We start from the raw sequence: 14728 nt of genomic DNA, 5'->3' as shown, positions 1-14728 counted from the left end.
AATTTTACAAACAAAATTTATCTGAGAATAAACAGATTTATGACAATTGAGCAAAACCAGAAAATTAAAAATATTTAGAAATAATTTTGTTTATTATTTCAGACATACCCAAAATAATAACTGCCAATAAACCTGCCAAAATAACTAGTAATCCTACGAGCAGCAGTCCATTTAAACCAGATTTTAAAAGATTATTGGTTAGGAGATTTCTGAAAATTAAGACAACGAGTAAATTTGCTATGAGAGCAATAATAATTAAATAAGCTTTTTCTAGAAGTGGACGAGATTGAATAAAGACTAATCCTCCTAAAATTAGCAACCACAATCCCGAACTAATCCAAGTCGTTCCGAGAAAACTTATAAGTGCGATCGCTAAAAATGAACTACCCGATCCAGCTATTATTGCTCCAGACAATAATCTCCTGTTAGATAATTCTGGTAAATATCGAGTTGATTGATGTTGATTTTGTGGTTGCGATCTTGATGGCAGAGTAGGTGGAATAACTGTAGGAGCCGATGTAGATTTTAGCGGTGGCAACTTCTTCAAGTCTTGTAAGACAGCCTGTGCAGATTGATAACGCTGTTCGTGATTTTCTTGTAGGGACTTATTAAGAATCATCTCTAATTCTTGACTTATGGGTTGCGTTAAATGCTGCCGCCAATTAGAAGTCCAACCATAGCCTTGTTTCATCCACAAACTTGAAGGAGAGATATTGGTTAGCAGTTGAAAGCAAGTTATTCCTAAGCTGTAAATATCACTAGACAGAAAAACTTTACCCGTTTGCATTTGCTCAATTGGTGCGTAACCTAATGAACCAATAATTGTCCCTATCGTAGTGTTTGTAGGTTCCGTCTTTTGCTTTGCCACCCCAAAATCAATTAGTACTAACTTCCCATCATTTTGACGGCGAATAATATTTTCTGGTTTAATATCTCGGTGAATTACTTGCAGTTTATGTATATCTATCAGCACAGATAATAAATCATTTAAAAAATCTCGAATTTTGGCTTCATCAAAAATTCCTTGTTGTTTTAACTCTTGCAACAGATTTTGCCCTTCGATAAACTGCTGCACTAAATACAGATATTCAGCTTCCTTAAAATATGCATACAAATTGGGAATTTGGGCATGTTCTCCTAGTTCTTTGAGACGTTTAGCTTCGCGTTCAAATAACTCAGTCGCTTTTTTATGTGCCTGACTACCCTGACTGCCATAAAATTGACTTAGAACCAATTGCTTAACAACACATCGTTCATTGAGCTTGTCTATATCTTCTGCGATATATGTGCGTGCAAACCCTCCTCTCCCTAATGGTGCGATGATTCGGTAACGATTTCTCAATAGCGATACCAACTCTGTGCCACAACTGAGGCAGAAATTTGCCCCGCCAGGATTTTGAGGATTCTCGCAATTAGGATTTAGGCAGCAGACCATATAATTATCGCTGTCATTTTATTAGTTTTTAGAATATACCTTAAATTCCCTAGAGGCATTACATTGTAAAGTCTCTACATAGATAATGACGAGTGCTTCTTACTCTCGTAAACAATTGACCTCGCTCTACATTGTGAAAATTCCCTGTAAGTTGAATATTTTTGTAGAGATACCCACCCCATTCTAGTCAATAAAAACCAGGCTTGGCGATCGCTTCTCTTCGATCCCAAACACGAAATAACCTGACTTTTAGCAGCCAGGAACTTCATCTCTCTGGGACAAAGATCGCACTTTTCACCAAAGTATTTCAATGACTAAATTTTTCTATACGAATCAACCGCAATTCTCAAAAGCAATACAGCCCTTCAGGTAACACCTGGTTTGTCACAGAAGGTTTTTTATCCCACCAACGCCGTAATTACCACACATCTCCATTGCGGGGTTTACAAAACTCCCCGCAATTGTGACGATTACGCTAGAATTATTAAAGGTTCTTTACAGAGTTGCCGATCGTTCCTAATTCTGTTAAAACAGCCTAGCATTCAAATGTAAATCTTATAAACACCCTCTAGAGTTCACCAAAAGCTTCTATGACGCTCCCAATTCGCAACGTCGCCATTATCGCCCACGTTGACCATGGCAAAACCACGCTGGTTGACGCACTCCTCAAACAATCCGGCATTTTCCGCGAAGGCGAAGACGTTCCGGATTGCGTTATGGACTCCAACGCCCTAGAACGGGAACGGGGTATTACTATCCTGTCCAAAAATACGGCGGTTCGCTACAAAGAAACACTAATTAATATTGTTGATACTCCTGGACACGCTGACTTTGGTGGCGAAGTTGAACGCGTACTCGGCATGGTTGACGGATGTCTTCTGATTGTCGATGCCAATGAAGGCCCCATGCCCCAAACACGCTTTGTCCTCAAAAAAGCTTTAGAAAAAGGGCTGCGCCCCATCGTTATCATCAACAAAATCGACCGTGGTCAAACTGACCCCCACGTTGCTGTTGATAAAGTTTTGGATCTGTTCTTGGAATTAGGGGCAGATGAAGACCAGTGTGATTTTACCTATCTGTTTGCCTCCGGTATGGCAGGTTTTGCTAAGGAAAGCCTGGAAGCAGAATCGGTAGATATGCAACCTCTGTTTAATGCGATTCTGCAACACGTTCCACCACCAGTAGGCGACAGCAATAAGCCTCTGCAATTGCAAGTCACAACCCTAGATTATTCTGAATATCTGGGACGGATTGTCATTGGCAGAATTCACAACGGTACTATCCGCGCAGGGCAACAAGCTGCTTTGGTAACAGAAGATGGTACTATTGTCAAGGGTAAAATTACCAAGTTGATGGGCTTTGATGGACTGAAGCGCGTAGAGATGGAAGAAGCAACCGCAGGTTATATTGTCGCGGTGGCTGGTTTCGCTGATGCTTATATTGGGGAAACGATTACTGACCCCAATGAACCGCAAGCTTTACCACTAATTAAAGTGGATGAACCAACCTTGCAAATGGCCTTTTGGGTGAATGATTCGCCCTTTGCTGGTCAAGAAGGTAAGTTGGTAACATCAAGACAAATACGCGATCGCCTATTCCGCGAACTCGAAACCAACGTTGCTTTGCGTGTCGAAGAAACCGATTCTCCCGATAAATTCCTCGTTTCCGGTCGTGGAGAACTCCACCTGGGTATCTTAATTGAAACCATGCGCCGCGAAGGCTTCGAGTTTCAGGTATCTCAGCCACAGGTAATTTACCGCGAAATCAACGGTCAGCCTTGCGAACCTTACGAACTCTTGGTATTAGACATTCCTGCTGATGGTGTGGGTAGCTGTATTGAACGCCTGGGACAACGCAAAGGCGAAATGCAAGATATGCAACCAGGTAGTGGCGATCGCACCCAGTTAGAGTTTGTCATTCCCGCCCGTGGTTTGATTGGTTTCCGGGGTGAATTCATGCGGATGACTCGTGGTGAAGGCATCATGAACCACAGCTTCTTAGACTACCGTCCAATCAGTGGTGATATTGAAGCCCGTAACAAAGGCGTTTTAATCTCTTTTGAAGAAGGCGTTTCTACTTTCTACGCTATGAGAAATGCCGAAGATAGAGGAGCATTCTTTATTACTCCCGGCACAAAGGTTTACAGAGGCATGATTGTCGGAGAACACAATCGTTCCCAAGATTTGGAACTAAATATCTGTAAGACCAAGCAGTTGACCAATCACCGGGCTGCTGGTGGCGATGAATTGGTGCAACTGCAAGCACCAATAGACATGAGCCTAGAGCGTGCTTTGGAATACATCGGCCCCGATGAATTGGTGGAAGTTACACCCCAATCAATTCGTCTGCGGAAGATGTCGAAGAAGTTGGCGAAACGATAAGTTAAGTAAAGCAATAACTTAATTGATTTAGAAAGTCCGCATCAGCGGGCTTTTTTTTTTGCTAGGTGTGTAACAACTATTTTTTAAATGAATATAACAATGAATAGAAGTATAATAATGCCTGATGTTTATTACACATGAGCCAAAGTAAGCAGCACTTAAATCATCCTGTCTTAGGAAAGTTAGTCAAAGAATTTAGACCAAAAATTTCTAGATCGCTTAGTAAAACTATTAATATTCCCTTATCTTGTATCACATCAAAAACTGTTTGGATTAGTCAAAACTAGGCGTAAGCGCCACCCTTGACATTGACGCTTGCTTACACCCAACAAATTTGGGCTTTAACTTCTTAAGTTGACACCAATGATTGCGATCGCAACAATTATGTATGCTGTAAAAAATTTAATTATATGTAACCAATAAAACTGAACTGTACAAAAAAAATAAGTAAAGTTGCGTATGCTTATTGTACATCTACTATCTAGGCTGATTTATTACACATGACACTGAACTCGCTCACAGACAGTCCAATTGTTGCATTTACAATTCTTCTAACAGTAATCTTTACTGTCCCTCCGATATTTGAGCGATTAAGGCTACCTGGATTAGTGGGGTTGTTGGTTGCAGGTATATTACTAGGGCAAAATGGACTAAAGTTGTTAAACCCTGAGTCTGAAACTATCAATCTGCTCTCTGAGATCGGCAAGCTTTATTTGATGTTTGTGGCAGGTTTAGAAATTGACTTAGAGCAGTTTCGTAAAACTAGAAATCGCTCAATCGGGTTTGGCATTTTAACATTTTTAGTTCCAATGATTGCTGGCATTGCGACAGGACGATTATTCAATTTTGGTTGGAATGCCTCCTTCCTAATTGGTTCTTTACTGGCTTCTCATACCCTCTTGGCATATCCAATTGTGAGTCGTCTGGGAGTGGTAACGAATGAAGCTGTAACCGTCACGATTGGTGCCACAATTTTTACTGACACAGGTGCTTTGCTAGTATTAGCGATTTGTGTTGGGATTCACGGAGGGCAATTCTCCGCCATGAGTTTAGCGATTTTATTAGGTGGATTAGCAATTTACACTGCTGTTGTCCTGTTTGGCTTTGACTGGGCAGGAAAAGAGTTTTTTCGCCGCTCTGGGGATGAACAAAGTAACCAGTTTTTGTTTATATTACTAGCATTATTTTTGGCATCTGTTGGAGCGCAGGTAATTGGAGTTGAAAAAATTGTTGGTGCTTTTTTAGCAGGTTTAGCTGTCAACGATGTTCTAGGACGTAGCCCAGTCAGAGAAAAAATCGAGTTTATTGGTAGTGTTTTATTTATCCCTTGTTTCTTTGTGGACATGGGATTATTGATTAATATTCCTGCATTTATCAAAACCCTCAGTTCAATTTGGCTGACTCTAGTAATTGTAGTAGCTTTGATTGGCAGCAAATTTATAGCAGCATTCTTAGCCAAATTATTGTATCGCTACAACACAGCGGAATTGCTAACGATGTGGTCATTGTCGCTACCACAGGTAGCAGCCACACTAGCAGCAACCTTGGTTGCTTATCAAACGAAAAATCCTGCTGGTGAGCGCTTAATCAGTGAAGCTGTCTTAAACAGTGTCATTGTGCTTATGCTAGTAACTGCAATACTAGGCCCCATAATAACAGCACGATTTGCTCCTTCACTACAGCTTTCTCAGACAGATTTTGAAACAGATAGTTTAACAACTTGGTGGCAAGGTAGTGAAGATGAGCAAGTAGAGAAAAATCAATATCCATTTACTGTACTAGTGCCAATATACAACCCCCAAACCCAGCGCTATTTAATCGAAATGGCAGCACTACTGGCTAGTCATGAATCTGGGAAAATTGTGCCATTAGCTATTACTAGAGCACATATTCACATGGATAATCCACAATTAGTAACAGCGCTTGACCAGAGTCAGCAAAGATTAAGTTTAGCTAGAGAAATCAGTCAAGAATTTGATGTAGAAGTTTCACCTGCAAATCGGATTGACGATGATATAGCTTTGGCAATCAGCCGCACCAGCCGAGAACAAAATGCTAGTTTAATAGTGATGGGTTGGTCGCAGACAACAGGTTTACGCGCCCGCTTATTTGGTAATGTTATTGATAGCGTGTTTTGGTCTTCTCACTGTCCGGTTGCAGTTACACGCCTTTTAAGTAGTCCCAAGACAATCCAAAGAATTCTTGTACCAGTAGGAGACTTAACGCGGCAAACTATAGGCGCTTTGAGATTTGCCCAGATTTTAGCTGATGTTAATCAGGCAGAAGTTGTGTTGTTACACGTATGCGATCGCAAATCACCCCCAAATCGAGTAGAAAGATTTGTATCTCAATTGTCTGACATCGCTTCTAAAAGCCAGTTACAGGTGAATACGAATATCCAAACAATCAGGGGTGATGATGTCGCTAGAGTCGTAATTCGGGAAGCTGAGGCGTTTGATTTAGCTGTTTTACGTTCCGTTCGTTATCGCACAGCTGGCGGATTAGCAGTTAGCGAAGTGACAACGCAGATGATTCAAGAATTGAAGTGTTCAATTGTATTGTTGGGAGAGCCGAATTCGTAATGTACCAGTCAACGCTAGTAAAATAATTGCGATCGCTTTTGTCTCAGTGATAGGAATTGACAAGAGCGATCGCGTGGTTTTATAACTATTCTCCAAATTGCTCTTTAGACAATAACGGCTCAAATGATTGGTAAGCCTCATAGTTCCGAAAATGTCGAGCATATAAATCAACAATATCCTCAGATGAATCAAAGTCATCGTACAAAACTGAATTCACATCTACCACTTGCTGCAAAGACCAAGTAATAGTTTCTCCATTCTCATTTGTATAGCTGACACTTTCATTTTTACCATGATTCAAAGCTTTTGCTTTTGCTTTCTCTAAAGAAGCAGCTTTAATCAAAATAAAGCTTTATTGGTACAAATATTGATAATCCGGTTTATCTGAAGATGATTTGTATAGAATTATAGCAATATAGAAGGATTCTGCTTTATTTACACTTTTAGTTTTCATCTCATATTTTCCACGAATCTTACAAAGGTAAGTATTGAACACGATTACTTAATTCTTCAAGATAGGCAGTTTTAGCAATAATTTCTAAATCACGAACACAATCACCAACAGTAACTCTGAGTTTATGGGCATAAATAACACCAGCAAAATTTATTTGTTTGTCTTGACGACGGTTCGCTTCAGCTAGAAAATCGTCATCTTGGGAAAACAAAACACGCTCAAGTTCTGTTGCACGGTCAAGTATAAGAGGATCGGGAAAGCTAGTCCGCCCATCTTCTTGTACTGTTAATACATCTACACCCCGAATCCGTAATCCATCTGTAATTCCTCGATGCACATTCTCATCAATATAAAGAGCAATGCTCATTTAATTAATCCTTCTGCACGGAGTCTTTTTGCTAATGGAGATTCTCCTGTTTCTAAACGTAATCTTTCCGCATACTCAAAACGTTGCTGCATATCAGCATCAATTTCTTCTTTCTGTTCCCAATAATAAGCTAAAGCCGAATAAATCTGGCTCATGCTTAAATGTGGATATTGAAAATGTAATTCTTCTGGACTCCAACCATAAGCATGAATGGAAGTAATTAATTCCACAAGTTTCATTGATGTTCCTTTAATGAAAGGAACATTGTTTTCATCAACTAGAATATGTTTGTATTCAGTAGTTGTTGCTTGAGTCATAATTTTTACGTTAAAGTTTTTGGAGTTGTTTTAATTTTTTACTTATATCTTAAATTTATGTTTATCACTCTTCCTACACATTATTTTACCGTTGAAACCAACTGCGTACCCAACGCCACAACCGACGCAACCACACCCAAAACTCACGACGGGACACTACAGGCGTTTTTGGTTGAGAAAGACGCTCAAGTGCATTGTTGCAAAGTTGCACGTTATCATCAAGTCCCATCGCCTGAAATAGTTCACGGGCATTACGATAAGCACCCAGCGCGTCTGATTCCCGATTGACGTTTTCTAATGACAGACCTAAATTAAACCATGCTGTTGCTTCAGAATTGCGATCGCCAATTTCCCTAGCTATATTCAAAGACTGCTGGAAGAAATCTATCGCCTGTTGGTACTGCCCCTGATACAAGTAAGCAAGACCCAAATTCATTAAGGATTTGCCTTCAGAATTGCGATCGCCAATTTCCCTAGCGATATTTAAAGACTGCTGATAGAAATCTATCGCCTGTTGGTACTGCCCCAAAGAGTTGTAAGCATTACCCAAATTACCTAAGGAATTGCCTTGTGAATTGCGATCGCCTATTTCTTTAGCGATATCCAAAGACTGCTGATAGAAATCTATCGCCTGTTGGTACTGCCCCTGAGAACCGTAAGCATTACCCAAATTATTTAAGCATAAGCCTTCAGTATTGCGATCACCTATTTCTTTAGCGATATCTAAAGACTGCTGATAGAAATCTATCGCCTGTTGGTACTGCCCCTGAGAACCGTAAGCAATACCCAAATTAGCTAGGGATTTGCCTTCAGAATAGCGATCGCCAATTTCCCTAGCGATATCCAAAGACTGCTGCAAGAAATCTATCCCCTGTTGGTACTCCCCCAGAGAGTTGTAAGCAATACCCAAATTACCTAAGGATTTGCCTTCCCCATTGCGATCGCCTATCTCCCTTTTGATCTCTAAAGACTGCTGGTGAAACTCAATTGCCTGTTGGTATTGCCCCAGAGAGTTGTAAGCATTACCCAAACTGATTAGGGAATTGCCTTCCCCATTGCGATCACCTATCTCCCTTTTGATCTCCAAAGACTGCTGGTGGAACTCAATTGTTCGTTGGTACTGTCCCAGAAAGTAGTAAGTATTGCCCAAATCGCCCAAGGAAATACCTTCCCCATTGCGATCGCCTATTTCTTTAGCTATGTCCAAAGACTGCTGTTGGAACTCAATCGCCTGTTGATACTGTCCCAGAGAGTAGTAAGCATTGCCCAAATTGCCCAAGGAAATACCTTCCCCATTGCGATCGCCTATCTGTCTTTTGATCTCCAAAGACTTCTGGTGGAACTCAATCGCTTGTTGGTACTGCCCCCATATATGGTAAATAAGACCCAAATTACTTAAGGAAGCTCCTTCCCACTGATGATCACCTATGTCTCTAGCTATATCTAAAGACTGCTGGTGGAACTTAATTGCCTGCTGGTTTTCTCCAAGTGAATAGTAAGCATTACCCAAATTGCCTAAGGATTTGGCTTCCCACTCACGATCACCTATCTCTCTAGCTATGTCTAAAGACTGCTGGTGGAACTCAATTGCGCGTTGGTACTGCCCCCAGTAGTTGTAAGCAATACCCAAATTGCCTAATGATTTGGCTTCACCATTGTGATCGCCTATCTCCTTAGCTATTTCCAAAGACTGCTGGTGGAAATCAATCGCCTGTTGGTATTGTCCCAAGGAACTGTAAGCAGTGCCTAAATTGTTTAAGGAAGCGCCTTCCCGATTGCGATCGCCTATCTCCCTAGCTATGTCCAAAGACTGCTGGTAGAAATCTATCGCCTGTTGGTACTGCCCCAGAGAGAAGTAAGCAAGACCCAATGAAGTGAGAGAAGCTAAATAATTCCAATTTTCTCTCTGGACAATTTTTTCCCAAGCTGCTATCAACTGCCCCCATAAGTCAACTTGATTGGTATAATAACCCCGCAAGGTCAGAAAATAATTGCAAGTGTTTAATATATCAAATGCCGAGTCATAATTTTCTAATTGATACCAATGATAAAAGATTTCTAGATATTCCTTGATATCTTCTTTAGTCTGCCAAGGTTCTTGTTTAACATTCAAAAGATAGTAATTGATGGCTCGTTGATGCGCCTCTGTCTGATCACCAGCTTTATACCGCACATATTCCAACACAACTGGCTGAAACTCATACCGCCGCTTACCATTGAGTTTTTCTAACAACAAAGAACGCTTAACCAGATTCCTCAATTCTCCCTCAATCTCTGTTTTTGAACTTCCCGGCAATACCACCACGGCTGCTGCACTATCAACAGCACCACGATAAACACTGATATTGAGCAACAAAGCCTTTTGGAATTCACTCAATCGCTCAAAACTGGCATCCAACACCAACACCATCCCCACATTTTCCCGGCGATGCACACCTACCACTTGGGGATCTGTCAACAACTGCCGTAAATTCCCTAAGCCTAAATCTGCCAATCTTCTTAAATCAGGGTCTTGGGGATATTCTTCTTTTAATAAATCTGCTACTAATCTCAACAGCAGGGGATGCCCATCTACCAATTCGACAAAATCCCCTAAATCCCCACAAATGCCTAATGCAGTTAACAGTGCTATTCCTTCTACAACTTGTAAACCTTTCAAAGGTAGCCACTCAAAGCCTTTTAATTCCGGTCTTTCCCTAGTGGTAACTATTACCTTACTATTACCGCCATATTCCACCCAAGCATTGAAAAAGTCACCGTAGAATTGACTTCCCCACTGTCTATCTGGCTGTAATAAACTCTCCAGGTTGTCAATGATGAGTAAAAATTGCCCAGATTGCAGACACTTAACTAGTGCTTGCATTAACTGAGTTTCTTGTTCTGGAACCGGAAAGCCAAATTCACTGAGAACTTGGCGGGCTAAATCGCTAAAACCTGCGCCATAACTAACATCAGCCCAAAATCTCTTTGGGAAACCCTCAATTTCGTCATAAATTTTAGCTGCCAGCATCGATTTACCTGTGCCACCGATGCCTTCTATGCCAATTAGGAAGGTATTTTTATCAGTTAACCATTGCTGTATTTGGGCAATTTCTGTTTTCCGTCCCTGCCAGTAAGCCAAACTTTTGTTAGGGTTGCCTGCTTTGAGAACCCCTGGCGATTCTGGTTGAGAGATTTGTTGTAATCGCTCTAGTACTGGTTCTATTCGGTCAACAATAATCTTGACTTCTGCTGCATTTATCTGTCCTACTTGAGTTACCTTACTGTCACCGTAGGTAGTGAGATTCATTTCAATATTGTTTGAGTTACTGGGGCTGGGTTCCTCTGCCATTGCTTACAGTAGGTAAAATTTTTGCTTGATATTGTGGCTGTGAACTCGACCGTTCGTGTTCAGAACTCGACCGTTCCTGTTTAGAACTCGGCCGTTCCTGTTTAGAACTAGACCGTTCCTGTTTAGAACTCGGCCATTCCTGTTTAGAACTCGGTCATTCCTGTTTAGAACTAGACCGTTCCTGTTTAGAACTCGGTCATTCCTGTTTAGAACTAGACTGTTCCTGTTTAGAACTCGACCGTTCCTGTTCAGAACTCGAAACATCAAAATTTTTAGGGTGGGCAGTACTCTATCCACCCTATTTATTAAAAACTTACTTGGTTTGCGTCAATCTTCCCAACTTGCTTCACCGTACTTTGGTCGTAAGCATTAGCACTGACCTGAATATTGTCTCCGGGTTGATCGGTCGATGCTTGCAAAATTTTAGCTATTTCCTCTGCAAGTACTGTATCCGCTTCTAAAATCTTTTTGAGTTGCACTCGCAAACTTGCTTGTAAATCTTCATCTTCTGGCTTTTGCGCCACATCCGTTGCTGCTTCGTTCGCTGCTTCCTTAGCCTCTACTTTGGGATGTAACTTAGCCCAAATAGCTTTAGCTTTATTCCAAACATCCTCACCTACTTTCTGAGATGCCCCTTCTACAGCTTTATTGCCCACATTTAACAGAAATGGCAGACAGGGAGCGAGAAATTTAACGAGTAGAGCTATATCCATTGGTTTACAATGTCTATTTCATAAATGTACATTTTTACTGAGTATATTAACGCTTCTTCCCCTGTCACCTTGATTCTTTTAACTTGATGCAAAATTTAGCCCAATAATCGCTGCCAAGTTAGTTCTTTTGTCGCTTCATCCCAATGCCAGCGTAATAAATTAGCAGGTTGACTCTTGGCAATTCCAGGCAAACCAATCGCTTGTCTAGGTGGATCTGTAGCTAACAAAATAGCAGTCTCGACATCACAAATCCCCCACTTCACCAAATTCTGCACTCCCACTAATAAGGGTAAAGTCGTCCCCGATAAAGTGCCATCAGCCAGTCGTGCTGTACCGTTTTTAACTTCAATTTGCCGACTGTCCCAAGGATACACGCCATCGGGTAGCCCCAGAGGGGAAAGGGCATCACTCACAAGGAACAGCCCTTTTTCTTGATAGCTAGCGCGAAGTAATATTTGCAGCATCGTGGGGGAAACGTGTTCACCATCAGCAATAAAACCACACATCACATCAGGATGAGTAATTGCTGCCCCTAATAATCCTGGTTCGCGGTGATGCAATGGTGGCATGGCATTGAAAGCATGAGTTACCATCGTTGCACCGAGTTCAAAAGCAAGTTGCGCTTGGGCTGATGTTGCCTGAGAATGTCCTAAACTAACGGTAATTCCCAAAGAACGCAAATATGGAATTACTTCACCAGTGGGATCTAACTCCGGCGCTAAGGTGATGACTTTCACAACGTGGGCATAATCTCCCAAAACCCGCTTTACCTCGTCAATTGTTAAGGGTAATAAGTACTCTGCTGGGTGTGCGCCGCGCTTTTGGTAATTCAAACATGGCCCTTCTAAATGGACTCCGAGAATCTTGGCAGATGATCTCACCCCCAACCCCTCTCCGTTGACGGAGAGGGGAGTAAAATTAGCAATGACTGCAAGCGATCGCTGAATCTTTTCTACTGAAGTTGTCACAAGTGTCGGTAAAAATCCATCTACCCCGACATCCCACAAAAATTGCGTTATTTTCTGGAGTACATGAGCATTTTCAGCCGTTAAATCAGGAAATGCCAAACCCAATGCACCGTTAATTTGCAAATCAACGCCACCCAATGAAATCCAGTCACCTGCAACATCTATCACAGATGCACAGATGTCTTTCCCGACTGTATCCATTGGCAAGATTTGCTCTATTATGCCCTCTTGATTAACCAAGAGCATCTGCAAATCTTTGTAACCAGGTACTCTAGCATTGATAATATCTACAGGATTTTGTGTTGCTTGGGTCATCATACTGACGAGAAAAGAGCTAAATCTGATTTTAGATGCAACCAATATCAATGAGTCAATTCAAACAACGCCAATAGATGAGATGATGATCCGCATCACCTAGCTTCCATAAGCTAGCTCAAATAATTTTGAATTTTAAATTTTGAATTTTGAATTATTATGACTCCCCTAATTGGTATTATCATGGGCAGCGATTCCGATTTGCCCACTATGAAAGATGCGATCGCAGTTTGTGAAGAATTTGGTATAGAGACCGAAGTGGCGATCGTTTCTGCTCACCGTACCCCAGAACGAATGGTGCAATACGCTCAACTTGCACACCAACGCGGTATTAAAGTGATTATTGCCGGTGCCGGTGGTGCTGCTCATCTGCCGGGAATGGTAGCGTCTTTAACTCCACTTCCTGTTATCGGTGTTCCTATACCCACCCGTAACTTACAAGGTGTAGATTCTTTGTATTCTATTTTACAAATGCCTGCGGGTATCCCTGTGGCAACAGTGGCGATCGGTAATGCCAAAAATGCCGGTCTTTTAGCAATACAAATCCTCGCAACTCATCAACCAGAATTGTTAGAAAAAGTGCAACAATATCGCCAAACCTTATGTGAATCAGTAATTGCAAAGCAAGCAAAACTAGAACAACTAGGCTATGAACAATATTTACAGCAGATGTCTTAGATAATTCGTAATTCGTAATTCGTAATTAGTAATTAGTTAACAAATATTAACAGCAGATCTGGGGAGATGAGGGAGATGAGGCGGACAAGAAGAATAACTATACCCAATGCCCAATGCCCCATGAAATTCTAAGATTGAAGCGATCGCTCCAGAATCAATGCAGCATTCTGAAGTATCTTGATCCTGAGACCTTAGTCAAAAATTGAGAGCTAATGTGCCAACTGCTCGGAATGAATTGCAATGTTCCAACGGATATTTGCTTTTCTTTTGAAGGGTTTTCTGCACGGGGAGGAAAAACGGATGACCATCGCGATGGTTGGGGCATTGCTTTCTTTGAAGGAAAGGGATGTCGAATGTTTTTAGACGCTCAACCTTCTGTTGCTTCTCCGGTAGCGGAGTTTGTGCGAAGTTATCCTATCCACTCAACCCATGTCATAGCCCATATCCGCAAAGCTACTCAGGGTGAAATTGCCCTACACAATTGCCATCCTTTCCGCAGAGAATTGTGGGGTCAGTATTGGGTGTTTGCCCACAACGGTAATTTGCCAGATTTCGAGCCAGAAAATTTGGGCTTTTATCAAGCCGTAGGTGATACCGATAGTGAAAAAGCATTCTGTACGATCCTAGAAACATTGCGATCGCGCTTTCCTAAAGGTAAGCCCGATATCAAGGAACTGTACTTTGTGCTGCAAGAAATTACTGCTGTAATTGCGAAATTAGGTATATTTAATTACTTATTATCAGATGGAGAACACTTTTTTGCTTATTGCTCAACTAAACTCAGCTACATTATTCGCCAAGCGCCCTTTGCTGCTGCCCATTTAATTGACCAAGACATGACCGTAGATTTTCGGGAAGTGACTACTGAACGCGATCGCGTCGCTGTCATTGCTACCACACCCCTGACTGACAACGAAGTTTGGACACAAATCCAACCAGGGGAATTACTAGTTTTTCAGGACGGTTTGCCCCTGAAATATGCATTCAGTTAATAATAAATAGTTGTTCGATTTTTCCCATTTAGATAATTTCTAGATGGGTTTTGTTTTTAATGCTCAGGACTTATACCAATTCTTTATGAAGCTGCGCTAAATAAAGCTTCGAGAATAAAGTCGTAAGAAGTAAGGGAGGCAATGTGTTCTGGTGTAATTGTTTCTAAGACGGAAGCTAGCTTTTGACGTAGTTGG

The 14728-nt window shown here is 41.4% G+C and carries 11 protein-coding genes; 4 read left to right on the top strand and 7 right to left on the bottom strand.

Going from position 1 to position 14728, the window contains the following annotated elements:
- Window positions 1-64: 64 nt before the first annotated feature.
- On the bottom strand, window positions 65-1435 hold the full coding sequence (locus tag AC1F2U_RS29795) for a protein kinase domain-containing protein (RefSeq protein ID WP_480264416.1): 1371 nt from the start codon (window positions 1433-1435) through the stop codon (window positions 65-67).
- A gap of 590 nt (window positions 1436-2025) precedes the next feature.
- On the opposite strand from AC1F2U_RS29795, the gene typA reads away from it, so the two are divergent.
- Window positions 2026-3816, top strand: coding sequence for a translational GTPase TypA (gene typA / locus AC1F2U_RS29790; protein ID WP_480264415.1), 1791 nt, complete (start codon window positions 2026-2028; stop codon window positions 3814-3816).
- 500 nt (window positions 3817-4316) lie between these two features.
- Window positions 4317-6398, top strand: coding sequence for a cation:proton antiporter domain-containing protein (locus tag AC1F2U_RS29785; RefSeq protein WP_480264414.1), 2082 nt, complete (start codon window positions 4317-4319; stop codon window positions 6396-6398).
- A gap of 85 nt (window positions 6399-6483) precedes the next feature.
- On the opposite strand, the gene AC1F2U_RS29780 is transcribed toward AC1F2U_RS29785, so the two are convergent.
- From AC1F2U_RS29780 to nagA, 6 genes are all read right to left on the bottom strand, one after another.
- On the bottom strand, window positions 6484-6741 hold the full coding sequence (locus AC1F2U_RS29780) for a DUF4288 domain-containing protein (protein ID WP_480264413.1): 258 nt from the start codon (window positions 6739-6741) through the stop codon (window positions 6484-6486).
- A 130-nt stretch (window positions 6742-6871) separates the two neighbouring features.
- A complete protein-coding gene (locus AC1F2U_RS29775; RefSeq protein WP_480264412.1) occupies window positions 6872-7219 on the bottom strand; it encodes a DUF5615 family PIN-like protein in 348 nt (115 codons plus the stop codon).
- Window positions 7216-7536: a DUF433 domain-containing protein gene (locus AC1F2U_RS29770; protein WP_480264411.1), complete on the bottom strand. Its 321-nt coding sequence runs from the start codon at window positions 7534-7536 to the stop codon at window positions 7216-7218. The genes AC1F2U_RS29775 and AC1F2U_RS29770 overlap by 4 nt, the downstream gene beginning before the upstream one ends.
- Window positions 7537-7621: 85 nt before the next feature.
- The gene (locus AC1F2U_RS29765) at window positions 7622-10867 is read right to left on the bottom strand and encodes a tetratricopeptide repeat protein (protein WP_480264410.1); all 3246 of its coding nucleotides are present in this window, start codon (window positions 10865-10867) and stop codon (window positions 7622-7624) included.
- A 305-nt stretch (window positions 10868-11172) separates the two neighbouring features.
- A complete protein-coding gene (locus AC1F2U_RS29760; RefSeq protein ID WP_099103888.1) occupies window positions 11173-11580 on the bottom strand; it encodes a hypothetical protein in 408 nt (135 codons plus the stop codon).
- Between the two features lie 95 nt (window positions 11581-11675).
- Window positions 11676-12863 (bottom strand): N-acetylglucosamine-6-phosphate deacetylase, encoded by a 1188-nt coding sequence (gene nagA, locus AC1F2U_RS29755; RefSeq protein ID WP_480264442.1) that lies wholly within the window; start codon window positions 12861-12863, stop codon window positions 11676-11678.
- A gap of 159 nt (window positions 12864-13022) precedes the next feature.
- Here nagA and purE point away from each other — a divergent pair, with 159 nt between their 5' ends.
- Together purE and AC1F2U_RS29745 are read left to right on the top strand one after the other, a co-directional pair.
- The gene (gene purE, locus AC1F2U_RS29750) at window positions 13023-13541 is read left to right on the top strand and encodes a 5-(carboxyamino)imidazole ribonucleotide mutase (protein ID WP_480264409.1); all 519 of its coding nucleotides are present in this window, start codon (window positions 13023-13025) and stop codon (window positions 13539-13541) included.
- Window positions 13542-13753: 212 nt separating this feature from the next.
- Entirely contained in the window at window positions 13754-14533 is a 780-nt protein-coding gene (locus AC1F2U_RS29745; RefSeq protein WP_480264408.1) for a class II glutamine amidotransferase, read from the top strand.
- The last annotated feature ends 195 nt before the right edge of the window (window positions 14534-14728 follow it).

The organism is Nostoc sp. LEGE 12454, assembly GCF_056620565.1.
The sequence above is the reverse complement of the archived record's forward strand: the minus strand, read 5'-3'. Positions and strand labels throughout refer to the sequence as shown.

Bases quoted from the DNA above. Each gene is read 5' to 3' on its own strand.
- AC1F2U_RS29760 (WP_099103888.1), bottom strand. From the start codon at position 11,580: ATGGATATAGCTCTACTCGTTAAATTTCTCGCTCCCTGTCTGCCATTT.
- typA (WP_480264415.1), top strand. From the start codon at position 2,026: ATGACGCTCCCAATTCGCAACGTCGCCATTATCGCCCACGTTGACCAT.
- AC1F2U_RS29745 (WP_480264408.1), top strand. From the start codon at position 13,754: ATGTGCCAACTGCTCGGAATGAATTGCAATGTTCCAACGGATATTTGC.
- purE (WP_480264409.1), top strand. From the start codon at position 13,023: ATGACTCCCCTAATTGGTATTATCATGGGCAGCGATTCCGATTTGCCC.
- AC1F2U_RS29785 (WP_480264414.1), top strand. From the start codon at position 4,317: ATGACACTGAACTCGCTCACAGACAGTCCAATTGTTGCATTTACAATT.
- AC1F2U_RS29775 (WP_480264412.1), bottom strand. From the start codon at position 7,219: ATGAGCATTGCTCTTTATATTGATGAGAATGTGCATCGAGGAATTACA.
- AC1F2U_RS29765 (WP_480264410.1), bottom strand. From the start codon at position 10,867: ATGGCAGAGGAACCCAGCCCCAGTAACTCAAACAATATTGAAATGAAT.
- AC1F2U_RS29770 (WP_480264411.1), bottom strand. From the start codon at position 7,536: ATGACTCAAGCAACAACTACTGAATACAAACATATTCTAGTTGATGAA.
- AC1F2U_RS29795 (WP_480264416.1), bottom strand. From the start codon at position 1,435: ATGGTCTGCTGCCTAAATCCTAATTGCGAGAATCCTCAAAATCCTGGC.
- nagA (WP_480264442.1), bottom strand. From the start codon at position 12,863: ATGACCCAAGCAACACAAAATCCTGTAGATATTATCAATGCTAGAGTA.